Here is a 21,736-nt window from a genome sequence, read left to right on the forward strand (position 1 = left end):
GGAGGTTTTTATATGTCTGTTTCTCTTCAGGAAATTTTTGAAAATGAAAAAATAATTTTACGCAACTTATATTCCTTTTATCTTCATGATCTGTCCAAGTTCACAGCTAACATTACTATTGATGAAAATGGATTTTTTAATTACGAGGATCTAAACTCATTTTGGACAAATGATGGCATTTCTCCTTACTTCATCAAATTTGATGGCAACATTATAGGATTTATTCTTCTTTTGGAAAGGCCATTTTTAAAAAAAGAAAATGATTTCGGCATTAATGACATCTTTATTCTAAATAAGTACAAAGGTAAGGGTTTTGGAATACAGGCAGTAGAAGAGTTATTTGAAAATAAAAAAGGAAAATACTTTGTTATTGAACTTGTTAATAACCTTCCCGCTGTATCCTTTTGGAGAAAAGTATATAAAGATTTTAAAATTGATTATGAAGAAAAAAATCAATTAATTGATGATGAACCTTGTATAATCCAAACATTCAAAGTCTAAGCTTTATTAAAGAACGGTAACTAATAAACCGTTCTTTTTTTATTTCTTTTGCTTCACATAGTGTGTCTACTTTCACTTACTCAACCGCCTACACCCATAACTACGAGTACAACTCCTTCCCAAAATGGAATAACTGTCATCCCCCCCATTTCACTTCCACAACTTCCAACCTTCTTGCCTCTTGTCGTACAATTCCCGCTGCAGCAGAGGCTCATATGTCCAAACCTTATAACCGTCCTCACACCGAAACAACAATCGCCAAACACCGTTCATTGCCCTCCCTCATTTCAAGTCAGTATTTGATACAAACAACAACTTTTGGTGACAAACTGTAATAATTCTGAACCGTCAGATTCACCACTTGACTGTCATCCTGCCAAATGACTTTTGTAAGGCCGTCCTTGATTGCCTTCACATAATTGTCGACATCCGGTTTCCTCGTCGGTCGCAATCACCCGACTTGATAAGAACCTGCTTCGGCTTCGTTTGAAGCGCCTTAGGCCGTGATTACCACGGAGTACGTAAAGCAAAACGAAAAATAGCAATCGAACAATTTTTGTCGACGATTCCCTTTTAAATCAATTGAAGATGTATAGAATATGGTGTAAAAAGATCATGCTCACTTATGGGAAACGATGGATGAAAACAGATTACGTACTGACATCAGAAAGATTCGGAACTCCCGTTAGTGAAAAAGCTATTTCAAATCCAATTAAACGCAACCCCAAGAATCAGGAATGAAATCTATTTCTCACACAGTTTTAGACATCCCAATGCAATAATTGGGTTGAGGAAAGGTATTCCACTACAGACTATGGCAGAACGACTAAGAAATACTTCTTTGATGATTTTAAGTATATATAACCACTCATAAATAAAACCTCGAAGTCAAATTAGCGAAATCCTACAGTAATGCATTCACTTTTTAAATTGGTGGAATATTTTGAGGTCGTTTTTATTTAACCACCTCATAAGCCTTGAGGCATAAGCATTGTTGCTACTATGAATTATTTCGTGCTAGACTAATCAGTCGTTTCGTACATACGTTCTACAAACATACAAACATGATAGTATCAGTATCCAGTTAACTAATCGGCTATATCACGCCATTAAAGGCAAGTCGTAGGAAATCTTTTGAATTCGTGTGGTTGGGGGACATTTAGGGGACACATTAAAAGCGGACAGGCACACAACTCATAACATGACAACAGCCACCTTCTCAATAGAGTTGGTGGCTGTTTTATGTTCTCTTCTATTCCTCAGTTTTAATGCAAAACGCGATTACTATTTACACCGTCATCAAAATTGAAATCCGGATTATTCATCATGAGTATTAATTCTAATGCAGACATATTCGGTAGATTCGTTAAAAATTCGTATGCGGATTCAAGGTCATTAAAAGCAAATGCCTCTAGCTCCATTTCTATATAGTATTTGAAGTTTCTTTGGTTCAATAGATATAGCCTTATTACTGATAGCCCATTCGTATATTGTTTAGGTTCCATATTTTCGCCCATAATCAAAATGCCGATATCTTCTTTCGTCGGACTCATTACGGTACTAAGGATTATCATATTCGCTTTCAGTTCTTCCGGGATTACAATTTCATTATCTTTTATCATATACACCCCTCCTATTGTCACTATTCGACAGATGGGAATTAAGTACTTTTATAATATTTAGACAATTAATAACAAGTAAAAGTCCCCATCCAAGACAGGTTAGGGATTTTATGCATTACTCTGCGCATTGGACACATATAATATCCTCCACCGGCATACGGTCCCTCCCAAAAGGACTATCAACCGTAATCCACATCGACTCGACATTTACTTCTCTAATGGTCCCCATGTAAAACACGACTTTCCCTTTATCCCACAACCTTATGTGTACTTGTCATTCCCTTTTTTGAGCAACTTCTATTTCGTACTGGATAGCTTGTAAATCATAATCATCAAGCTCAGGACGACCTTCGTAGTTATCTTCATTTTGCCATCTATGCAACTCTGCGACGTGCTCTGATAGCATCATCGCAGTCCATTTAACGTTTCCTCTATCCCGAATGTTTTCTAGCATCTCATTTCACGCTCACTATATTATTCATGTTGATTTTTATGTTTTCGTAGCCCACTTGTAGCGACAATTTGCCTTGTTGACCATCGATTTCTGTAACCATCCCTGTAACTGACTCGAACCGCTTTTGGGCATAAATTGTGATTTCAACCTCTACGTCGAATTCTTTTGATTCCCCGATTCTCTCGCCTATCTCAAGAAAATCAGTCTCTGTTAGTTTTGGACTTGCCACAACCTTTGATTTTGGTGGTTTTGGAATTGCTGTCATTTTCATCATCCTTTCAGATTTGGGCTTTCTGACTTAGCGAAGTACACATTTATCAATTCTTCCGTCCTGTTACGCAGTCGTATGTTCATGTAGCGTCTTTTGTCTTCATAGCCGTTATGGATAAATGCATACTCAGTGAACGAACCATCTTTCCCCTTTTTAATCAACTTCATATTTTTGCTTCGTGCATAATTATTTGTTTCTTTCAATTCTGCTCGTACATTCTTTAATGTATTTTCAATGATATTGATATAAGGCCCTTTCAATTTGAATGAGCTTATTTCAATCACTTCTCGGTCTCTTTCCAAGATACTTATTATCATTGGCAAATAAATCATGTTCTCGAAATACGGTAATGCTTCGGTTGGGATTAACGGCATTAGATCACCATTCTTTCTTTATGTACGACGGGAACAAGTGCTAAAACGTTATCAATTGTAAAAATACGTTTGAATTTACGCAGAAAACAGTATGCACGGAATGATACCTCACCAAACTGCAGTACGTTGATTCTTCTTTTGCTAATTGAACCGTCCGCAGCCAAGTACATCATATCTAGGTGTTCACTGTATTCCATCGACCTCACTAATTGGTTACGCACACTCGTTCCCCCTTTTCCGTTAGTATATAGAACAATAGTTCTTATTGCAACTGGATAACGGAAATTATAAATATTACCAATTAACCTTTGATACGATACATCTTAGATATTTGGGCAAATAAAAAAGACCGTCAATAGACGATCTCCGCTTGTTCAACTAAACATCTGTTAGTTGAACAAGTGAGTCTCTCAAAATTTACTTACTACGAAATAACTACTGTATTATTGTTTACCAGTTTTTCAGCAAGTTTAATATTTCCCTTTAAATAAATAGGTAAATTAGAGTTATTCAGAATTTGCTGGGTAGTCATCCAAATAACGTCGTCAACTTCATCAGGACTCTTAGCAAATGCTTCGCCTGATTCGTGGTCACAAAGAAAAACAATGTCAACCACATTTATTCCTGAATCAGTAACGAATGATGAGCTATTTACATATCGAAGATTCGAAACCTCTATACCCACTTCTTCAGCAATTTCTCTTATTAGTGTCTTTTCTAAAATGTCTGATGAGGTACCTTCTTTTTCTACCTTTCCCCCAACAAGAGACAATGAACCTCCAGCGTGTTCTTCTTTCTCGCTTCGTCTTATTAACAACCATTTTTTATTTTTGTAAATTGCACCCTCTACATTAACTATAAACACAATATCTCCCCTTTAAAATAACCCTTAAGTGTATTTCTATAATTCAAGACATTGCTTAGGTGCTTGTTCAACTAACCTGTTTCGTTAGTTGAATAAGAACAATGTTCTGTTTCTTTATTCGTCTATATTCATATGAATACCTCTTTACTTCGACAAATAAAAAAAGCGGCCCATCCACAATCTAATCTGTGGAGGACCGCTATTTTGGACTTACTTAATTATTCATCTATTCCCCAGCTTTTTTGCAACTTACGAATATAAATGATTTGACCAATATGATATGCGTTATGGGTTGTAATATTTGCGAGTATCCCCCACCACTTCACAGGTTCAGAAAAACCATTAACTTTACTTTCACCTTTATCTTCAGTTAATAATTCTTGCCAATGCAACAGTACCTCTAAAAGTTGTTTTTTCAATTCGATAAATGCGTAACCCTCAGGAATTACAAAGATTTCATTATTATTTTCTATGGCTGGAACAGCATTGACATTAGACTTTTGGTACCTCGTTTGCCATGTTTGATTCCAATATAAAAGATGCCAAACAATTTCAGCAATGCTATTACTATCTTCATTTGGCTTTCAGAATGCTTGTACCTCGGACAAGTTTTCCACAGAATCCGAAAATGGCACATACCAGCTAGGATCATTAGCATTTGCTAACAATTGGTCAAACAAAACATCTTTGGAATGAAACATATTTCCACCCTCCTGCTATAAAATGATTTATCATTAAGAACAAAATCCTGTTCCTTAATTCTTTAATTTTATTATTCTATTCTATTAATAGGAAACCCTCTTTTGGTCAAATAAAAGGCGACCCGTCCATAATGGATAGGCCGCTTTTTCTAGGCGTATTAGATGTCCTTCATACTTTAATTATATCACACTCTTACTTATTTACAGTCACAGTATATTTAACCGCTAACCCCAATACATCCGCATCTTTGAGTTTAATATTAAGCATCTGGTAAAGTTTCTTTTAGTTCTTCTCTATTGCCGTCGATATATAAAGCGGATATCTCCATTTATACTGTGATTCGGAAATTTCCTTCGTTTTTATGTTCGAGGTGAGTATCAGTAATTCTCCTTCTCTCTTTACGGTATTACTCACCTGCAAATAAATGGATAATTGATTACAATTCGGTAACAAAATGGTAACAATTCTCCGATAATGTATACTAAAATATTATTTGATGAGACAATTCTTTTAGAACAAGTCATTGTTCATGCCATAAATTGGAGGTGACTCATGTTTGTAATCATACGAAACAATGATGGTGAAACAGAGTTCTTAAAGGACTCCAGTACCCAGTCAGACAAAACCTTTGCTGATTTTTACACAGCAGATTTGTTAATGCAGCAACTGAATCAAAACGTAATTCCTTCCAAACATTGGACTGTTTCTGAAAAGTTACAATAAGTAGCTTAAAAAGTGCTTAGTTACTTAGCGTTAATCTTGGATGTTTATTGACCGGGTGATTCGCCAATACTGTCGCTATATCACAAGGTGACTGTGATAAAGACTGCTGATTATTTTTAATCAGTGGTCTTTTTGTTAGGAGTACGAATCAACTAGCTGTTGATTCTCCCCATTCCGCAAATGCATTTGTTAATGGCACCATCATCTGCCCAACCTGCAAAATCTATAAAGCCATCTGGATTCAAGCTGATCGCTTCTCATTGAGTGAAGTAATGACTATTCAAAAATAAGCAGCATTCCGTTACTGTTGTATTTACTGTTAATCTTTTGGCTCACTCTCATGGTGTTTATAGACATTGTGCCAGCTTTATTAGCTTGCTTAACGTGTTTGTTGAGTAAGGATAACCAACACACAAATATCGCCTTCTGTAATATTTTCATAAGTTAGTCCTTTTCCAGAGAAAAGTTCTCTAATTTGATCCACTTTGTAAGTCGCGAACTCATTGCGTAATTTTTTAATTTCATTCTGTAATTTAATAATTTCCTGTTTCCATTATCAGTCGTTATCCACTATGACCACTCACTTTCAAAGTTTCACTAGACTGCTAAGATGTAGTACAACGTCATTTCCCGTCGATTCTAAACGCCCTACAGTTGATTTGGTGTAAACTCCATATTCACTTTGACCTACTAAAGCTGATAAAGACCTGTTGTGCTGGATTTCAATGGAATAAAATAGATTTCGAAAAAAAGACCATCACAATCAAGCGAACCCGTACTACCATGGAGTTCATAAACCAAATAGCAAATTAACAAACTTTGTCGACGATCTTCTGCTAAATCAATTGAAGATATACAGATTTTGGCGGAATAAGACTTTGCGCATTTTTTTGGAAAGAAGTTTGGAAACTGATTATGTACTTACCTCAGAAAGACTCAAAACTCCCATCAGCGAAAGATCTGTTTCAAATCCAATTAAACTCAACCTTAAGAATCAGGAATGAAATCTATTTCTCACACAGTTTAAGACATCCCCAAGAAAAAATTATGTTGAGTAAATTCATTCCACTACAAACTATTACAGAACGACTAAGAAATACTTCTTTGATGATTTTAAGTTTATATACCCACTCATCAATAAAACCTCGAAGTCAAATTAGCGAAATCCTCCAGTGATGCATTCACTTTTTAAATTGGTGGAATATTTGGAGGTTGTTTTTATTTAAACCCCTCATAAGCCTTGAGGCATAAGCATTGTTGCTACTATGAACTATTTCGTGCTATAAAATTTTTATTACGCATTATACATCTTTATTACATCGAAAACCCCGTCAATTCAACTGTTTGACGGGGTTTGTATAAAAATCAACTATGCAAGATAAAGCATGATAAAGCATGCTGTTGGGGCTACATTGGGGCTAATAAAAAAACGCTTGGTGGCATATTTTATAAATGGCTAGTGTTGCTAACTTCCGTAAAAAAAATGAAATAATGTACCCGCCGCAGGTAATGATATGAAATACATGCACGATTGATCCAGAGATCGTATAGCCAAAGTTGATAAATGGCTTGCATCAATAAATCAATGGATAGAGGTAGAAACACTTATATTATAACCAGCCAACCTTTCAATAGAGGTGGCTGGTTTTTAATTGTTTGATTAACGAACTAACGTTCTGTATAGCAGGATTTAACAAACACTAATATTTACAGGGAAGGTGAACTTATTGAGATTTAAAGATGTAACTTTTGATTACCCGGATATAGTATCAACATGCAGTAATAACGGAAACGGTCCAGAAACAGTCATAGTATATGAACATGAGGATATTAGAATTATTTACAGTTTCAACGACCAAGGTAAACACCTCAGTCTTTCTAATCCGTATAGGGATATAACGGGTTCTGAAATCGGTTATTCAATAGAAGTAATTATGAAAGAGGATCCTGCGAACCTCACAGGCTACATTAGCAATAATGGCGTTTATCATTTTAAACACACAACACTAAACCGGCACGAACAATACCCTGTTAGTGATATTTTACAGTGATGGGACTTCTCTAATGGAAATAAACGCAAAAAGGCGGCCCGTCCAATTTGGATAGGTTGCCTTTACCGCGTTTTTATTGCACCTAATAGACCATCAATAAACGATCTCATGAGGGTTTTAGAAGTTTAATATGAAATTACCTTTTGAATCTGATCATTAATATTCACCTTACTTAATCCTCCGTGGTAACAAACCACAGATTCTAAGTCGAGGTCTAAGTATTTCTCCAAAGAAAGTCGAGCCGCCTTTATATCCAGTGTGGTTGGGGCATGAATCCCCCCAATTATTCCGTTTACACTGTACATCGAATCCCCGGCGATGAGGGTTTTACTTTGTTTCAAAAAGATACTGATATGGCCAGGAGTATGCCCTGGAGTATGGACGACACGAATCCCGCCGCAATACGGCAATTCTTGACCGTCTTTCAAGGTATCGTCCACTTTGCCTTTTGGAGGGTTATCTAGGTGTCCATCTTTCAAAAGAGGTAAATCCCCTTGAATATAAGGCTTATCCAGATCATGAGCATATACTTTAATATTATTACCACACTCCTGTAATATCTCAGGAAGACTGCCTATATGATCTATATCCTGGTGCGTCAAAATCACAACTTTTAGTTTGTCGAACGACACCCCTACTTTACTCATTTCCACACGTAAATCTTCAATTTGACCAGGGAATCCAGTGTCTATTAAAACAGCCATTTCTTGATCCCATAAAAGAATTGGATGAATAATAGTTCCATGAAAATCAAGTTGGAGCATCTCTACTCCTTTAGAAAGTTCCATAACTTTAAGCTCCTTTGTATTAAATTATATTGATGCAGAAAAATGGGTTTAGTTACATAAAAAGGCCGAAATAATAAAGCTAATTTTGTACGTAAAATACTATATTGCATAGAATCACTAATCACTCATTACCACACCTGCAAGCTAATTGAATAACATAAGCATGCTATATATATTCAACTTGCTTCACAAAAATTCCTGCTTTTGTGAAGTAATCCGGCCCGTTAGTCTGACTCCAACGACCACGGTGCATCACAGAATGTCGCGCCCAATACGGGTAGCACTTATGGGAGATTAATCCTACTCTGGTTATAAAAAAAATTGATAAAACTTTTAATTATTCTTAATCTATAATAATCTAACTTTGTTTTAAACCAACATTTCAATAAATCACTTTAGTTGTTACTTATTTTTATAATAATTATACTTAATAAGTATAGTTATTTAGAAGGGGTGATAGGATGAGTATGAACTTTATTATATTTGGAGCAAGCCATGGGCTAGGCGATGCATTTGTAAAAGGCTTACCCACTAAGGGAGATACAGTATGGGTGGTGTCACGCACACGACCAAGTAGTTTAGATATAAATGATGGCGTAAATCGTAAATGGCTTACAATTGATTTATCTAGTCAACAACAAATTCCTTCTTTAAAAGAAACATTAAACGACATTCCTATTGATGTATTAATTTATAATGTCGGAGTATGGGAAAAGCGTGGTTTTGAAGATGACTATACGTTTGATAAGGATGAAGTTGGGGAAATTTCGAACATAATTAATATTAATTTAACTTCGACTATCACTTATATTCAGGCGCTTTTACCTAATTTAAGACAAGCGAAAAACGGAAAAATTATATTAATGGGTTCAACAGCAGGTTTAGATAATACGAATAATGCACAAGTTTCATTTGTCACATCTAAATTTGGCTTACGTGGTATTACAAATGCTTTACGCGACCATGTGAGAAAAGATAGGATCTCTGTAACGTGTATTAATCCAGGAGAGCTTGCTGCTGAAATACCTTATGAAGAAGGTGTAGAAAAGGCAATTATGATGTATCAAGGTACACGTATTCCTGTACAAGACATTGTAGCTATTGTCCATTGCGTTATTAATTTATCGCCTGTTTCATGTGTAAAGGAAATAAATATTCCAGCCATAACAGACTTAAATGCATGATTGTATAGCATATGAGTAGAGTCTTTCCATATATTATTATTAATCATTCGGTACTACATACAGCTCCCATTTTGATCAATCTCTTTTCAAAATGGGAGCTATTTTATATACCTATAATCAACGTTTGCATTCACACGCTAGAAGATCTTATCACCAAAGACACGTTTGAACTGGAGGGTACGGGTCCAGTATTTAGGAAAGAGTTAGAGGAAGTAATTAACGAGATTAAGTTAGAAGTTCAATAAAACAAATAAAACGACATTTCCCTAATCGGATTGGTCGTTGTTTTTTAATCGATAGCTCACCAATTTTGAAAGATAAAGAAGGGGTGCTCTCTAAGCCAGCTTCACGGCACGGGGAGCACCTTTTCATTGCTTATACGGATTGGTGTATAAGACCGTAGTGAATGATGCTAGTTTATAAAGTAGTTCAGAATTACCTTATAAGGTGGCACTTAAATTAATACGGAAGGAGATTATAAAACAGAATAGTAGGCAGAGGAACTGGATTGATAAGGCCAGCATGATTCCAGTTAATACTCCCCAGCCAAAAGTTTCACTCATGGCGATTAGAGCACCGCCTATTCCAATGCTTAATCCAGGACCAAACGCATCAATAAATTGGATATTCGCGGAAACCGCACCTGCTTCCCCTGCTTTGGCATGCTGTAGGGCAATGGCTCCCGTTGTTGGATGTGCTAACCCTATGCCAAATCCAGTGAGTATTTGTGATAATACCGCGAATACGATTCCATTACCTGGAAGTCCTATAATTATGATGACCAGCGCAACTCCGACAATCATCAAACCAACACCGATGATTACCCGTTGTTTTCGGCCATTTCCATGGTCTCTTTCATCAAACTTGGATTGCAACCAAGCTGCTGTTGACCAACTTATTGCTCCAGCAGCAACAATTAAACCCGCCACGTCCGCCGATAAGCCTTTAACCGTTGTTAGAGCTAGAACAACGTAACTTTCAACAGCAAAGAAGCATGCAACAAACAGACCTCTTGAAACAATGGTTGCTGGCAAGCCCTTTCTAACTAGAAAAGCGCCCTCTGGTAGTAGCTTCCGTAAAGGTTGAATCATCATCATGACCCCTACAGCTGAAATCATAATTCCCTTCCAATCGGGTACAAATCCTAAGCCGATTAACAATAGACCCGTTCCGAGCGTCAATAAAACAGCGTAGATTTCTTTATAGTTTCCTTTTTCGGTAGAGAGCGCAGATGTATTTTCAGCTTGTAATTTACGAAACAATGGGAGTGTTAAGAAAACAGATAGAACAATGAAAGGCAGAACAAACCAGAACACAAACCTCCATGATAAAGATTCAGCTAAAAGTCCTGCGACGTAAGGACCAACCAATGCAGGAAGAACATAAGCACTTGAAAATGCTGCAAGAATTTTAGTTCTAAGTTCATCAGGATAACTTAATGTAATGCTGTAGTATACACAAGTTAAAAGGGCACCTGCTCCGAAACCTTGAAAAGCTCTTCCTACGATTAGCATGTGCATATTGATGGAAGTTGCTGCAATGACGATACCTGCAACAAAAATTAGAATAGACACGACATATGATTTAAACACGCCATTCTTATCAATCTGCTGACCGATAACCATTGTGCCAATAATTTGAGATAAAAGAAATGCGCTAAAAATCCAGCCATATAAATGGATGCCATTTAAACTTTGTGCTAATTTCGGCGCAATCGTCGTAATCGCTAGTCCCTCGAATCCTACAGTTGCAACAGCCAAGATAATACCGATTGTCATTGTTTTATACTGGACATCAAAAATCCCTATTTTATCAATGTTTTTTTTCATCATGGCAACCTCCATATAATTGTTAAGTTTGTCATCATGGCAATTTAACCGGTACTTCCAAGTTAACGGTCCCAACAATAGTTGTCATGACAACTATATTGCGGAATGAATTGCATACTAATAAAAACAATATCTGCTATAAATACTCTACATTACTATATATTTTAGCAAGTATCCTTCTAAATGTTTCAACTTCTTCATCAGTTATTCCATCAATGGTCTTCCTATACGCTTCAAGCGATGGAACAAGAATTTCATCTTTTATTTCTTGACCTTTAGAAGTTAGATATACGCGTAAGGATCTTCTATCCGTCTCATGGGTTACACGATAAATAAAACCTTTCTTCTCAAGCTTGAATAGCATTCGGGCAATATTCGTCTGGTCTTTAAACAGTCTTTCTGCAAGTTCTTTTTGAGTAATCCCTTCCTTCCCCCAAAGGATAACCAGTATCTCCCATTGATCCACTGTAATATCAAAGGGATTAAGCACCTTTTGATAATAATTAGTAAGTTTCAAATCTGCCCTGTGCACAATAACACCTATATATTTTTCTAATTCCAAGGTTACACCTCCATAATAATAGACATGATTATAGTTGCCATGACCATTATAATTCCAATCCCTTCTAACGTCAACCTATAAGAGCCTGTCATGTGGCGGGCTTTAATTTATTTTACAAATAATATGAAATGCAGTAAAGAACTTTTTTGTTACACAACTCCATTAACATGTTTGGTCCCATGCCAGCTGTGGAAGGGAAATTTATAGTTTCCAGTATTTCCGCTTGTATATCCTTAACAGTTTGTTCTGGATCGCCCCACAACTTTTCAGTTCCTGTTCCTGTTAGATCAATATTCATCGACTGAATACACATGTATAGCCTCTGCAGGCACATATTTGTGGAGGATGCGAGTGATGGCCATTGACACATCAAGAAAATGTGCCATTTTCGGCTCAAATAATCGAATTTCGGGATGGCTAGGAATTTCAAACAATCGATTACCCGTCTTGATTCGAAATCTCTTTTTCATGGGTGGACTGGCAGCCAAAACAACCGACCCACTTTGTTTAAAACTGCCCACAACCGCAATAGGAACTGCTTGGACATCTAAATTATGCAATGTAGCCATGCAGCTCGCGTAGAAGCTCATCATATCGATACAGGCGATTTGTCGGTTGCGGAATTTACTGTAGTCCATCATATAACTGCACGTTCTTTTGTAATTAAGGGAACAAGTGCTAAAACGTTATCAATCGTAAAAGTCCGCTTGGATTTACGTAGAAAACAGAAAGCACGAAATGATACCTCACCGACCTGTAGCACATTGATTCTTCGTTTGCTGATTGAACCGTCTGCAGCCATGTACATCATATCTAGGTGTTCGCTGTATTCCACTGACTTGACTAATTGACTACGCACACTTGCTCCCTCCTCCGCCTCCAGTATAGAGAATGAACGTTCGTATTACAACTAAAAATAAGTTGTTAATTTTGACCATAAAAAGGCCGCCAATAGACGACCTCCTGTTGTCACGTTAGTTCAAGAACACGTTATTAATTTCGAACTCCATAATGTAGTTCAACAAATTGATTGAAGTTTCTTGTACCTTTTAAAGAAAGGTCTAATTGATAATCTCCCTCTTTAAATAATGGAATTCCTTTTCCTATTATAGTTGGGGCAACTGTTAAAATAATTTCATCAACTAATTTTTTTCCCACAAAAGATTGTAACAATTCTCCTCCACCAACAAGCCAAATGTTTCTTCCTTCTTGATTTTTCAATTTATTTGTAAAACGAACTATATCATCATTAATAAATTTGACATCTTCAGTATCTTCAATTGAAGACCTTGTAAAAACATAACATTTTTTATTTTTATATGGGAATTCTCCTGTTACGTGTCTTGTCATCCAATCATAAGTTTTTTTGCCCATTAAAACTGTGTCCACTGTCTCATAAAAATCTGAATATCCATTATCACCTTCACCTTCAACATTAAATAACCACTCTAAAGACTCATCTTTCGTAGCTATGTAACCATCTAAACTCATAGCAATAAACAGTATCAAATCACGTTTTCCACTCATAAATATCCCCCTTTTACACCAGTATACAGAACACTGGTTCTCATTACAACCATAAACCAGAAATTAAAAAACATTACCAATTAACATTTGTAACGGTACAAGTTAGATACTTGGACAAATAAAAAAGACCGTCAGTAGACGATCTCCTTATTCGACTAATGCACCCGTTAGTTGATAATGCCACTTAATTTATCTTTGTCTGAGTCATCATCAAGAATTGCCATTTTATCTTCTTTAACTCCATACTTCGTTATTTTCTTCAGACGCAAAGAATTGAACGAGCAAATCTTCCTTAAGGATTGACCCCTACTGAAAATGGACGAGCTCCGACTGAAATCGTAGCAATCACTGTATTGGTTACTCCGTTAATGACGGAAACAGTATTATCATCCTGATTTGTTACATAAATAGAATTGGTTATGGGATTGACTCCTACTCCATTTGGATTAGTCCCGACTGGAATAGTAGTGATCACAGTGTTCGTTAATCCGCTAATCACTGAAACATTATTACTGTTTCGATTTGGTACGTAAATAATATTCGTAGAAGTATTAACCCCCACTTCACCTGGAGTAATCCCAACAGGAACAGTAGCAATCACCAAATTGGTTACTCCATCAATCACGGAAACTGTATTACTGGTGAAATTTGATACATAAATACGATTAGTGTCTGGATTGATCCCTAATCTGAATGGATTAACTTGAACTGGAATATTAGTAATCAATGTATTGGTTGCTCCATCTATTACAGAAACGGTATCAAAATTGAAATTAGCAACATATATACGGTTAGTTAATGGATTGGCACCTATCCCAGTTGCTAAATTGAGACCTGGGATTATAATGGTATCAATTACCGTGTTGGTCAATCCGCTAATCACGGTAACATCTTCAGTTAAGTCTAATGAATTGAAATTTGCCGTATATATGACATTGGTAGCTATATTGACCCCTACGTCCCCGGCTTCATCCCCAACAGGAACGGTAGCAATTACCGTATTTGTTAATCCATCAATTACGGAAACATTATCACTAAGTCTATTTGCTACATAAATTCGTTCGGTTAACGGATTGACATCTACCCCTGCTGGATTGATTCCAACTGGAATGGTAGCAATTACTGCATTGGTAACACCATCAATTACAGAAACAGTATTATCATTAAAATTTGCTACATAAATACTATTAACTGTTAATGGAACCGTGGGTCCGGTAGCTCTGAATGGTCCTATGTGTACTCTAGGTAGTCTGCAAACATTACTGCAATTACTGCAAGAGCAGGCATCGATATTACATTTAAGACATATACAATTAGAGCAGTAGTTACAAAAATCCATTTTCTCACCTCCATCTCTATTATTCTATTCGATTAATTGTTGGTGGGACGGGCTATCACCTATTACTATTACTACTAGTTATTAGGATACGAATACCTCTTTAATTCGACAAACGAAAAAACGGCCTTCCATAATAATCTGTGGATGGCGCTTTTACTTTGTATTGTAATTATTTTTAATGGCGATAATAATCATGAGGTGATTTAAGTGCACACTGTACGGAAAGGTGCCATATCGTTCGGTCTTGTAACAATTCCGGTTAAATTACACGCCGCCACTGAAGACAATGGAATTAAGTTGAGGCAGATTCATGATAAATGCAAGAAACCGATTAAACAGGAAAAAGTCTGTCCTATATGTAAAGAGGATGTGGATTCAAAGTCACTTGTAAAGGGCTATGAGTATGCGATTGACCGATTTGTAGTTATCACGGATGCTGAATTAGAGGGTTTGAGGAGTGATATAGAAGAAAAAGCAGTTGAGATTTTAGAGTTCGTGAAGTTGAAAGAAATTGATCTAGTTTATTTTGACAAAACATGCTATCTAGCTGCGGATAGTAATGGTTCTAAAGCATACGCACTACTCCGTGAATCTCTCGCGAAGTCAAAGAAGATTGGAATAGCTAAAATCACAATACGATCTAAAGAGCGGCTTGCAGCAGTTCGGGTCATTGATAACCATTTAGTTTTAGAGACGCTACACTTCCCTGACGAAGTTAGGTCTACAGTGGACCTTCCGCAGATTAATAACGTGAAACTAACAGCTAAAGAAAAGGAAATCGCATTGTCTTTAATCGAACAATTAACAGCAGAATTTGATCCTACTAAATACCACGACGAATATCGTGAACGCTTAGAAAAATTGATTAAGAGTAAAATACCTAAAAACGCAGAACAACCATCGAATGTTATTAATTTAATGGATGCTATGGAGAAAAGCATTGCGTCAATCAAAGAACAAAAGAAACGGGCATGAAATATATCAAGCCTATGCTTCTCGGCACTCAAGATCATGTAAACTCGGACGAAGGTTGGCTGTACGAGCCGAAATATGACGGCATCAGGTTGCTCGTCGGTAACCGACACTCGTATACACGGCACGGGACTATAACGACTTCTCGCTTCCCTGAACTTCTTTTTGGTGGCGATGAATTATTATTGGATGGAGAATTAATTGCACCTGGAACGGATGCGCCCGATAATTTTCCGGGTGCGATGTCACGATTTAGCGGTAACAATAAACAGCCTATCTCATTTATGGTCTTCGATATTATCTCTTATCTTCAAGCGTCCGTTACGTATTGGCCAATCGAAGAAAGAAAAGAATTGTTAACAGAAGTTATATCAAAAATCGATTCACCTTATATTAATTTAGTACCCTATGTAGCAACTGAAGGTGAGCAACTATTTGAAGTTATAAAAGAAAACAAAATGGAGGGTATCGTCGCCAAGCGATTAGGGAGTACTTATATTCCTGGAACACGTCCAGATGATTGGAGGAAAATTATTAATTGGAGTTATCATGATGTGGTTGTTTCGAAGGTTTCACTTGGGCCGCTTACTGTTCAGTTACATAGTGCTGAAGGAGAATATTTAGGAAGCGTTGCGATTGGTTTTACGAAGGAAATAAGAGAAAAGCTGTTACTAGGAATCCCTCCATTTTTAGTTAAAATAAGAGCTAGGGGTTGGACGAGCGGGAAGAAATTGAGGTTGCCGCAGATAATTGAAATCAAATAAAAAAGCGGCCGTCCATTTGGGTACGCCGCCTTTTTGCGTTCGCATTGAAAGCAAATAAAAAAGCACCTCGTAAGAGATGCTTAAACAACTAAATTTTTACTAGTACTTTCTTCAGTGAGTCTTTAGCCATCGAAGTACCTAACTCTTTCAAACTTGCTCTTTCTTTAACTTTCATGTCCGCATTGCCTTCCTTGTTGCTCAACTTTGACATCATTGACAACTTCTTAAGTTCATTCATTTAATTCTCCTCCTCAAAGTAGTTTGTGTAGAATTGTTGATTCCTATCCGAATCAAAGTAATGTTTTCTTTTTATCCAAACGAATCCATCGCCTTTAGTAATAACCGCAACATCAATCGGACCACCCACAGTTTCTAAGCTTCCAGATGCTTTTCTGCGAAATGAAGTTAAATTAACCAAAGCTTCTGCCATTTCTGCAAGTTCCCCCTTAGGAAGACTCCTAAGTGAGCCGTCCGGCAAACGTTTCCGTACCATTGATGTACTCATTGTAATAACGCCCCCGATATAAACGTGATTGGTTTATCGCCTGTCCACGAAAGTTTTAAAGCAATATGTTCAGCTGGTGTATCATATAAAAAGTGGTGTAAAAAAACACTATTTGCTTATGGGGAGAAAATAGTTGACGAAACCTTTGTCTTTATCACAGATCACGGAGCAGCACCCCTCTCCAGTATTGCGCGTTCTATAAATAGAATTCTGACAAGAACGTCACTGCCCAAAATAACAGTCCATGGTTTACGTCACACTCACTGCACCATATTATTAAATCGTGGACGCAATGTTAAAATAATCGCCGAACGACTTGGGAATACTCCAGCAATGGTTTATGATGTATATGGACATGTTCTAAAGGAATCTGAACAGGAGTCTGTAACCTTGTTTAGTCAGAGTCTAGAAGTAAGTGGGGCTGGTTTTGGGGCTAATCAGTAAATTGACTACTCAGAAACCGCTACCTCACAAGCTTTCTTGCATCTTGGTTTTATTACGTGCTATACTAGTTAGCCGTTTCGTACGTACGTTCTACAGACGCGAAACATGATAGTATCAACATTCATCGAACTAGCTGGCTATTTCACACCATTCAAGGCAAGCCGTAAGATATCTTTGGAATTCGTGTGGTTGGGGGACATTTTGGGGGACTCATTAAAAGCGTACAGGCGCACGACTTATAACAGTAAAACGGCCACCTTCTCAATCGAGTAGGTGGCCGTTGTTGTATTCATTTTTTATTTTTCAACTTTTCAAGCAAGTTGCTGACTTTATCACGCATGTCTTCAGTTTCTTCTATTAAGACTTCGAATTCATAACCTGAATCTACTTCGCTGATTAATACGATAGCGCCTTCTGCGATTTCAACATTAATTTCAGCTGCTGGAATGAGTAATTGATTCTCTTCGTTTTCATGCTCCAAGAACACATATTGCCCATCTGTAATCTGATCCAGAGTATATTTCATTCGATCGCCCCTTATATAAATATTTGATTAACCATTTTTTGCTATGTTGCGTCACCAATACATTGAACGTTTTTAAGTTGTGCCTTCGAAGTAAAGGTACGTGATTTGCGATAATAACATTAAAACGAAATAGTCTCTCCCGATTTAATTGATTGACTTTTCATAATTAATCTAGTAATATAATAATTGTATAAAAATTCAATTTTAAGGAGGTATTTCCCATGAAATCAAAAATCAAGAAAGTACTAATTGCTTCTGCGTTAACACTAGGATTAATCGGGGCTACGTTTACTTCAGCGCCTACTGCGCAAGCATATGGTTGTAGTAACCCCACTCCTTATACTATCCCGTGTCAATTTTAATTATTTTATTCAAAATTAGAGGTGACTTTATAGTCTCCTCTTTTTTGTTCCGAAATTTAATTACCTTCTATACTTACCAGCCGTTTCGTATGCTGCTCATTCATCTACGGGTCTCTCGATTTTCCGCATCTCCTTCAGACATAACCTCACGATTACGCCCTAGATTAGATTTCTCAAGCTAGGTCAGCCTCCTTGAGGATGGACTTTCACCATCTGGCATGAATCTTCATCTGAATAACCCAATCGTTTCACCGCAGTGACGTCGTTAGTAACAGATTGTAAGATAAAAGACACGTCCCTAAGGGAACGTGTCACCTATAACTGCCCAGCGCACAAAAAGCCCCCTTTATTAGGGGACTTTTCTGTCATTTATCAATCTCTTTTTTCTCCAATAAAGCTATTATCTTATCTAGCTTTCGTTCAACGTTCATGCTGTTTTGAGCCTTTTTCTTTTGATCCTTTGACAATTTCCTAATCGATACTATCAAAGCAACACAAATTAAAATAACAAAAAAAAACAATATTGATGTAGCTATTATATCGACTATATTAATACTTTTAGCCATTACTTCAGTAGATATTTCAGTAGGCATCATTATATCCTCCTAACACTCTCACAGGCATGAAGTCTCCCAAACTCACCTATACCTTTATAATATGGGTAGCGGTAGTACTTTGCAAACCAAAATAAAAAAGCGGCCCATCCACAATCCAATCTGTGGAGGAGCCGATTATGCTTTGGTCCTATTTAACAAAAGTCTACTTATTGATTAAGTCTGTACCATATGAGTTGTTAGTCGATGCCTCCCTCCCTAAATAAACAAACAATTCTAATTTATGCATTGACAAACTTCAATATGAGAGATGTATTATGTATGAATACATTATTCAATAAATGCCAATCCGGTATTATCCAAGATACCAGATTGAAAAGGCGACCTCTTCGTCGAGGGGTCGCCTTTACTCCGTCTACTATTCCATAACTTGCACATCGATTATATCCTCCACTGGCATGCGGTCTCTTCCGAAAGGACTATCAACCGTTATCCACATTCCCTCAACATTTATTTCACTTATGACTCCCATATACAAAACACTTTTTCCTTTATCCCATAACTTTACATGCACTTCGCATTCTCTTTTTTGTGCGACTTCGATTTCGTGCTGAATAGCTTGTAAATCGAAATCATCAAGTTCAGGGCGTTCTTCGTAATGATCTTCACTCTGCCATCTACGCAACTCTGCCACGTGCTCTGATAGCATCATGGCAGTCCATTTAATATTTCCTCTATCACGAATCATCGAGCACACTCCAAAATACGAATTGTTCGAGGCAATGAATCAACAAAATCAATTATCCCTTTATCCCTCATTCTGTCTAAATGACCATGTACTGTGGATGGCGATTTGAGCCCGACAGCCACCGCTATTTCGCGGATTGTAGGTGAATACTGATTCTCTCTAATATATTTTAAGATGAACTCATAAATTCTTTGTTGTCGTTCCCTCATGATCTCACAACTCCCTCCGTATTTTGTTTGCCTACCAAAGAGAAATACACATTTATCAATTCTTCAGTCCTGTTGCGCAGCCGTATGTTCATGTAGCGTCTTATGTCTTCATAACCATTATGGATAAATGCATATTCGGTGAATGAACCATCTTTGCCCTTTTTAATCAACTTCATGTTTTTTCTTCGTGCATAATTATTTGTTTCTTTCAATTCGGCTCGAACGGTCTTTAATGTGTTTTCAACGATATTGACATATGGACCTTTCAATTTGAGTGAGCTTGTTTCAATCACTTCTCGGTCTCTCTCTAAAATACTTATAATAATCGGCAAATAAATCATTTTCTCGAAATACGGTAATGCATCGGATGGGATTAACGGCATTAGATCACCATTCTTTCTTTCTTGTGGACAGGAACGAGTGCGAGCACGTTATCAATTGTAAAAGTTCGCTTTGACTTCCTTAGATGACAATAGGCACGGAATGAGACCTCACCGACCTGTTGTAAGCTGATTCTTCGTTTGCTGATTGAACCGCCTGCAGCCATGTACATCATATCTAGGTGTTCGCTGTGTTCCACTGAGCTAACTAATTGATTACGCACACTCGTTCCCCCTTTTTCATTAGTATATCGAACGATTGTTCTTATTGCAACTGGATAGCAGAAATTATTAAATATTTCCAATTAACCTCTGAAAAGGTATATTTTAGATATTTTTACAAACAAAAAAGACCGTCAATTGACGATCTCCTGTTGTTGAACTAAAGCATCCGTTAGTTGAACAAGGAATTTTAAAAATCTATATTTTAATCAATTTTCCATTTCAACAAACTGAGTAAAACGCACCACCCGAAGGCAGTACAAAATTTTAATGTTTTGTTGTTAGTATCGGTCTACATGAACTTGTTCTCCTAAACCACCATCATCCCGTATTTCAAACTTCCCAATTTTTCCTGGTTCTGAAAGAATTGCCGTACCTTTTACTTCGTGTTGTGAAACTTTACCTGCATTATTCGTATATTCTACCTGAGCGGTAAAGTCATAAAACTTGGGGGTGTTAATATTCTCACTTTTAGTTACTTGTATATCACTAACTTTCATTTCATAACGAACATCCTCCAGTTCCGTACTTAAGTGGAACTGAAAAGCCTGATTAGCAGGAATTAATTTCTCATACGGTATAGTCCATAAAGTAAGGTTTATATGTTTTTTCCACTAATTCTTCATATGCAAGCCATTCAGGTGAGTCCACTGGCATTCCGAATCCCGTCCCTTCGGGCAAGCTTTGCCGAATTTCATCCATTTTCTTCTCGATGTTTTTTTGGATAAGAATATATTCTTCATTAGGAACCGAAAATGCTGATTCAAGAACAACACGAACTGCTTCCTTATTTTTATCTTCTGATGAAACAACCACTTCTTCTTGGTGTTTAGGATTTTCTTCCGAACAGCCCGCAAACAAAAAACACGAGCTAATCAAGAATAAGATGCCTCCTATTTTTTTGATTTGTTTATTATACATGCTAATCCCCCCTGATAATCTGTCTAACGTTAATTGTAATACGTTATAAAAACTGAAAAGTTTCATTTTTCCATCTTTTACTCATTTACGCGAAACCTACAATTTCCCTTTTTATAAAATTTGTAATGTTATCTCAACTAAATTATCTGAAATAAAAAAAAGCACCTCTTTTTGCTACAAATCTTATGACAGATTTTCCTTTTTAGTTCTTATTAAACTAAACTGCCCCGTTAGTTGAACAAGAACATGGCATTATTCTTTATTCGTCCTTATTCATTTGAATACCTCTTTAATTCGACAAATCAAAAAGGCGACCGTTCCGTAGTGGAGTGGTCGC

General features: G+C 36.8%; 31 protein-coding genes and 2 pseudogenes. 8 read left to right on the forward strand and 25 right to left on the reverse strand.

Going from position 1 to position 21,736, the window contains the following annotated elements:
* The first annotated feature begins 12 nt into the window (after positions 1–12).
* On the forward strand, positions 13–501 hold the full coding sequence (locus tag MKY15_RS19505) for a GNAT family N-acetyltransferase (RefSeq protein ID WP_338656530.1): 489 nt from the start codon (positions 13–15) through the stop codon (positions 499–501).
* A 292-nt stretch (positions 502–793) separates the two neighbouring features.
* On the opposite strand, the gene MKY15_RS19510 is transcribed toward MKY15_RS19505, so the two are convergent.
* The 8 genes and pseudogenes from MKY15_RS19510 to MKY15_RS19545 all read right to left on the reverse strand — a co-directional run bounded on the left by MKY15_RS19510 (position 794) and on the right by MKY15_RS19545 (position 4,788).
* The gene (locus MKY15_RS19510) at positions 794–916 is read right to left on the reverse strand and encodes a RusA family crossover junction endodeoxyribonuclease (RefSeq protein WP_340742610.1); all 123 of its coding nucleotides are present in this window, start codon (positions 914–916) and stop codon (positions 794–796) included.
* 850 nt (positions 917–1,766) lie between these two features.
* A complete protein-coding gene (locus MKY15_RS19515; RefSeq protein WP_342538296.1) occupies positions 1,767–2,123 on the reverse strand; it encodes a hypothetical protein in 357 nt (118 codons plus the stop codon).
* 274 nt (positions 2,124–2,397) lie between these two features.
* Positions 2,398–2,577, reverse strand: a complete 180-nt coding sequence (locus tag MKY15_RS19520; protein ID WP_342538297.1) for a YolD-like family protein — start codon at positions 2,575–2,577, stop codon at positions 2,398–2,400.
* Position 2,578: 1 nt separating this feature from the next.
* On the reverse strand, positions 2,579–2,842 hold the full coding sequence (locus MKY15_RS19525; RefSeq protein WP_067209680.1) for a YolD-like family protein: 264 nt from the start codon (positions 2,840–2,842) through the stop codon (positions 2,579–2,581).
* Between the two features lie 5 nt (positions 2,843–2,847).
* Entirely contained in the window at positions 2,848–3,222 is a 375-nt protein-coding gene (locus MKY15_RS19530) for a hypothetical protein (protein ID WP_067209682.1), read from the reverse strand.
* A complete protein-coding gene (locus MKY15_RS19535; RefSeq protein ID WP_342538298.1) occupies positions 3,222–3,443 on the reverse strand; it encodes a transcriptional regulator in 222 nt (73 codons plus the stop codon). Before MKY15_RS19535 ends, MKY15_RS19530 begins: the two co-directional genes overlap by 1 nt.
* A 203-nt stretch (positions 3,444–3,646) precedes the next feature.
* On the reverse strand, positions 3,647–4,087 hold the full coding sequence (locus tag MKY15_RS19540; RefSeq protein ID WP_187044901.1) for an NUDIX domain-containing protein: 441 nt from the start codon (positions 4,085–4,087) through the stop codon (positions 3,647–3,649).
* Between the two features lie 218 nt (positions 4,088–4,305).
* A pseudogene (locus MKY15_RS19545) lies at positions 4,306–4,788 on the reverse strand (DinB family protein).
* A gap of 553 nt (positions 4,789–5,341) precedes the next feature.
* Between MKY15_RS19545 and MKY15_RS19550 the strand changes: the two are divergent.
* A complete protein-coding gene (locus MKY15_RS19550; protein WP_338656519.1) occupies positions 5,342–5,512 on the forward strand; it encodes a hypothetical protein in 171 nt (56 codons plus the stop codon).
* A 1,727-nt stretch (positions 5,513–7,239) separates the two neighbouring features.
* The gene (locus MKY15_RS19555) at positions 7,240–7,563 is read left to right on the forward strand and encodes a DUF1827 family protein (RefSeq protein WP_342538299.1); all 324 of its coding nucleotides are present in this window, start codon (positions 7,240–7,242) and stop codon (positions 7,561–7,563) included.
* A gap of 125 nt (positions 7,564–7,688) precedes the next feature.
* Here the strand turns inward: MKY15_RS19555 and MKY15_RS19560 are convergent, their stop codons facing one another.
* Positions 7,689–8,351, reverse strand: a complete 663-nt coding sequence (locus MKY15_RS19560) for an MBL fold metallo-hydrolase (protein ID WP_342538300.1) — start codon at positions 8,349–8,351, stop codon at positions 7,689–7,691.
* Positions 8,352–8,812: 461 nt separating this feature from the next.
* On the opposite strand from MKY15_RS19560, the gene MKY15_RS19565 reads away from it, so the two are divergent.
* Positions 8,813–9,535 carry an SDR family oxidoreductase gene (locus MKY15_RS19565; RefSeq protein WP_342538301.1) on the forward strand — a complete coding sequence of 241 codons (723 nt, stop codon included), beginning with the start codon at positions 8,813–8,815 and terminating at the stop codon, positions 9,533–9,535.
* A 440-nt stretch (positions 9,536–9,975) separates the two neighbouring features.
* Here MKY15_RS19565 and MKY15_RS19570 read toward each other — a convergent pair whose 3' ends face one another.
* The 6 genes and pseudogenes from MKY15_RS19570 to MKY15_RS19595 form a co-directional block, all read right to left on the reverse strand.
* Entirely contained in the window at positions 9,976–11,364 is a 1,389-nt protein-coding gene (locus tag MKY15_RS19570; protein ID WP_342538302.1) for an MFS transporter, read from the reverse strand.
* A 136-nt stretch (positions 11,365–11,500) separates the two neighbouring features.
* A complete protein-coding gene (locus tag MKY15_RS19575; RefSeq protein ID WP_342538303.1) occupies positions 11,501–11,926 on the reverse strand; it encodes a MarR family transcriptional regulator in 426 nt (141 codons plus the stop codon).
* Between the two features lie 160 nt (positions 11,927–12,086).
* Positions 12,087–12,567 (reverse strand): annotated as a pseudogene (locus MKY15_RS19580) (UV damage repair protein UvrX); the annotation flags it as partial.
* Entirely contained in the window at positions 12,564–12,785 is a 222-nt protein-coding gene (locus MKY15_RS19585; protein ID WP_342538304.1) for a transcriptional regulator, read from the reverse strand. The pseudogene MKY15_RS19580 and the gene MKY15_RS19585, both read right to left, overlap by 4 nt.
* Before the next feature lie 134 nt (positions 12,786–12,919).
* Positions 12,920–13,453: a dihydrofolate reductase family protein gene (locus tag MKY15_RS19590; RefSeq protein WP_342538305.1), complete on the reverse strand. Its 534-nt coding sequence runs from the start codon at positions 13,451–13,453 to the stop codon at positions 12,920–12,922.
* A gap of 292 nt (positions 13,454–13,745) precedes the next feature.
* On the reverse strand, positions 13,746–14,792 hold the full coding sequence (locus MKY15_RS19595; RefSeq protein WP_342538306.1) for a YncE family protein: 1,047 nt from the start codon (positions 14,790–14,792) through the stop codon (positions 13,746–13,748).
* Between the two features lie 207 nt (positions 14,793–14,999).
* On the opposite strand from MKY15_RS19595, the gene MKY15_RS19600 reads away from it, so the two are divergent.
* The gene (locus tag MKY15_RS19600; protein WP_342538307.1) at positions 15,000–15,767 is read left to right on the forward strand and encodes a Ku protein; all 768 of its coding nucleotides are present in this window, start codon (positions 15,000–15,002) and stop codon (positions 15,765–15,767) included.
* The gene (locus tag MKY15_RS19605) at positions 15,764–16,528 is read left to right on the forward strand and encodes a hypothetical protein (RefSeq protein ID WP_342538308.1); all 765 of its coding nucleotides are present in this window, start codon (positions 15,764–15,766) and stop codon (positions 16,526–16,528) included. Before MKY15_RS19600 ends, MKY15_RS19605 begins: the two co-directional genes overlap by 4 nt.
* 88 nt (positions 16,529–16,616) lie before the next feature.
* Here the strand turns inward: MKY15_RS19605 and MKY15_RS19610 are convergent, their stop codons facing one another.
* A complete protein-coding gene (locus MKY15_RS19610) occupies positions 16,617–16,766 on the reverse strand; it encodes a hypothetical protein (protein WP_342538309.1) in 150 nt (49 codons plus the stop codon).
* Positions 16,767–17,033, reverse strand: coding sequence for a hypothetical protein (locus MKY15_RS19615; RefSeq protein ID WP_342538310.1), 267 nt, complete (start codon positions 17,031–17,033; stop codon positions 16,767–16,769).
* A gap of 24 nt (positions 17,034–17,057) precedes the next feature.
* Between MKY15_RS19615 and MKY15_RS19620 the strand changes: the two genes are divergently transcribed.
* Positions 17,058–17,477: a tyrosine-type recombinase/integrase gene (locus tag MKY15_RS19620; RefSeq protein WP_342538311.1), complete on the forward strand. Its 420-nt coding sequence runs from the start codon at positions 17,058–17,060 to the stop codon at positions 17,475–17,477.
* A gap of 289 nt (positions 17,478–17,766) precedes the next feature.
* Here MKY15_RS19620 and MKY15_RS19625 read toward each other — a convergent pair whose 3' ends face one another.
* Positions 17,767–18,003 carry a DUF3006 family protein gene (locus tag MKY15_RS19625; RefSeq protein WP_342538312.1) on the reverse strand — a complete coding sequence of 79 codons (237 nt, stop codon included), beginning with the start codon at positions 18,001–18,003 and terminating at the stop codon, positions 17,767–17,769.
* Positions 18,004–18,224: 221 nt separating this feature from the next.
* Between MKY15_RS19625 and MKY15_RS19630 the strand changes: the two genes are divergently transcribed.
* Positions 18,225–18,365, forward strand: a complete 141-nt coding sequence (locus MKY15_RS19630; protein WP_342538313.1) for a hypothetical protein — start codon at positions 18,225–18,227, stop codon at positions 18,363–18,365.
* Between the two features lie 365 nt (positions 18,366–18,730).
* Here the strand turns inward: MKY15_RS19630 and MKY15_RS19635 are convergent, their stop codons facing one another.
* From MKY15_RS19635 to MKY15_RS19665, 7 genes are all read right to left on the reverse strand, one after another.
* The gene (locus tag MKY15_RS19635; RefSeq protein ID WP_342538314.1) at positions 18,731–18,958 is read right to left on the reverse strand and encodes a DUF4083 family protein; all 228 of its coding nucleotides are present in this window, start codon (positions 18,956–18,958) and stop codon (positions 18,731–18,733) included.
* 379 nt (positions 18,959–19,337) lie between these two features.
* Positions 19,338–19,667: a YolD-like family protein gene (locus tag MKY15_RS19640; RefSeq protein ID WP_342538315.1), complete on the reverse strand. Its 330-nt coding sequence runs from the start codon at positions 19,665–19,667 to the stop codon at positions 19,338–19,340.
* Complete coding sequence (locus MKY15_RS19645; protein ID WP_342538316.1) at positions 19,664–19,876, reverse strand: winged helix-turn-helix transcriptional regulator; 213 nt, start codon at positions 19,874–19,876, stop codon at positions 19,664–19,666. Before MKY15_RS19645 ends, MKY15_RS19640 begins: the two co-directional genes overlap by 4 nt.
* Positions 19,873–20,259 carry a hypothetical protein gene (locus MKY15_RS19650; RefSeq protein WP_342538317.1) on the reverse strand — a complete coding sequence of 129 codons (387 nt, stop codon included), beginning with the start codon at positions 20,257–20,259 and terminating at the stop codon, positions 19,873–19,875. Before MKY15_RS19650 ends, MKY15_RS19645 begins: the two co-directional genes overlap by 4 nt.
* The gene (locus MKY15_RS19655) at positions 20,259–20,480 is read right to left on the reverse strand and encodes a transcriptional regulator (RefSeq protein ID WP_342538318.1); all 222 of its coding nucleotides are present in this window, start codon (positions 20,478–20,480) and stop codon (positions 20,259–20,261) included. The genes MKY15_RS19650 and MKY15_RS19655 overlap by 1 nt, the downstream gene beginning before the upstream one ends.
* A gap of 279 nt (positions 20,481–20,759) precedes the next feature.
* Positions 20,760–20,978, reverse strand: coding sequence for a hypothetical protein (locus MKY15_RS19660; RefSeq protein WP_342538319.1), 219 nt, complete (start codon positions 20,976–20,978; stop codon positions 20,760–20,762).
* A 70-nt stretch (positions 20,979–21,048) separates the two neighbouring features.
* The gene (locus MKY15_RS19665) at positions 21,049–21,399 is read right to left on the reverse strand and encodes a hypothetical protein (protein WP_342538320.1); all 351 of its coding nucleotides are present in this window, start codon (positions 21,397–21,399) and stop codon (positions 21,049–21,051) included.
* Positions 21,400–21,736: the final 337 nt, after the last annotated feature.

It is taken from the genome of Sporosarcina sp. FSL K6-1540 (assembly GCF_038620285.1).
Lineage (GTDB): Bacteria > Bacillota > Bacilli > Bacillales_A > Planococcaceae > Sporosarcina > Sporosarcina psychrophila.

Coding starts and splice junctions, on each gene's coding strand:
- MKY15_RS19520 (WP_342538297.1), bottom strand. CDS start 2,577: ATGCTAGAAAACATTCGGGATAGAGGAAACGTTAAATGGACTGCGATG.
- MKY15_RS19590 (WP_342538305.1), bottom strand. CDS start 13,453: ATGAGTGGAAAACGTGATTTGATACTGTTTATTGCTATGAGTTTAGAT.
- MKY15_RS19550 (WP_338656519.1), top strand. CDS start 5,342: ATGTTTGTAATCATACGAAACAATGATGGTGAAACAGAGTTCTTAAAG.
- MKY15_RS19630 (WP_342538313.1), top strand. CDS start 18,225: ATGAAATCAAAAATCAAGAAAGTACTAATTGCTTCTGCGTTAACACTA.
- MKY15_RS19660 (WP_342538319.1), bottom strand. CDS start 20,978: ATGAAAGTTAGTGATATACAAGTAACTAAAAGTGAGAATATTAACACC.
- MKY15_RS19595 (WP_342538306.1), bottom strand. CDS start 14,792: ATGGATTTTTGTAACTACTGCTCTAATTGTATATGTCTTAAATGTAAT.
- MKY15_RS19650 (WP_342538317.1), bottom strand. CDS start 20,259: ATGCCGTTAATCCCATCCGATGCATTACCGTATTTCGAGAAAATGATT.
- MKY15_RS19605 (WP_342538308.1), top strand. CDS start 15,764: ATGAAATATATCAAGCCTATGCTTCTCGGCACTCAAGATCATGTAAAC.
- MKY15_RS19560 (WP_342538300.1), bottom strand. CDS start 8,351: ATGGAACTTTCTAAAGGAGTAGAGATGCTCCAACTTGATTTTCATGGA.
- MKY15_RS19625 (WP_342538312.1), bottom strand. CDS start 18,003: ATGAAATATACTCTGGATCAGATTACAGATGGGCAATATGTGTTCTTG.
- MKY15_RS19530 (WP_067209682.1), bottom strand. CDS start 3,222: ATGCCGTTAATCCCAACCGAAGCATTACCGTATTTCGAGAACATGATT.
- MKY15_RS19615 (WP_342538310.1), bottom strand. CDS start 17,033: ATGAGTACATCAATGGTACGGAAACGTTTGCCGGACGGCTCACTTAGG.
- MKY15_RS19635 (WP_342538314.1), bottom strand. CDS start 18,958: ATGCCTACTGAAATATCTACTGAAGTAATGGCTAAAAGTATTAATATA.
- MKY15_RS19525 (WP_067209680.1), bottom strand. CDS start 2,842: ATGACAGCAATTCCAAAACCACCAAAATCAAAGGTTGTGGCAAGTCCA.
- MKY15_RS19640 (WP_342538315.1), bottom strand. CDS start 19,667: ATGATTCGTGATAGAGGAAATATTAAATGGACTGCCATGATGCTATCA.
- MKY15_RS19505 (WP_338656530.1), top strand. CDS start 13: ATGTCTGTTTCTCTTCAGGAAATTTTTGAAAATGAAAAAATAATTTTA.
- MKY15_RS19565 (WP_342538301.1), top strand. CDS start 8,813: ATGAGTATGAACTTTATTATATTTGGAGCAAGCCATGGGCTAGGCGAT.
- MKY15_RS19665 (WP_342538320.1), bottom strand. CDS start 21,399: ATGTATAATAAACAAATCAAAAAAATAGGAGGCATCTTATTCTTGATT.
- MKY15_RS19570 (WP_342538302.1), bottom strand. CDS start 11,364: ATGAAAAAAAACATTGATAAAATAGGGATTTTTGATGTCCAGTATAAA.
- MKY15_RS19515 (WP_342538296.1), bottom strand. CDS start 2,123: ATGATAAAAGATAATGAAATTGTAATCCCGGAAGAACTGAAAGCGAAT.
- MKY15_RS19645 (WP_342538316.1), bottom strand. CDS start 19,876: ATGAGGGAACGACAACAAAGAATTTATGAGTTCATCTTAAAATATATT.
- MKY15_RS19610 (WP_342538309.1), bottom strand. CDS start 16,766: ATGAATGAACTTAAGAAGTTGTCAATGATGTCAAAGTTGAGCAACAAG.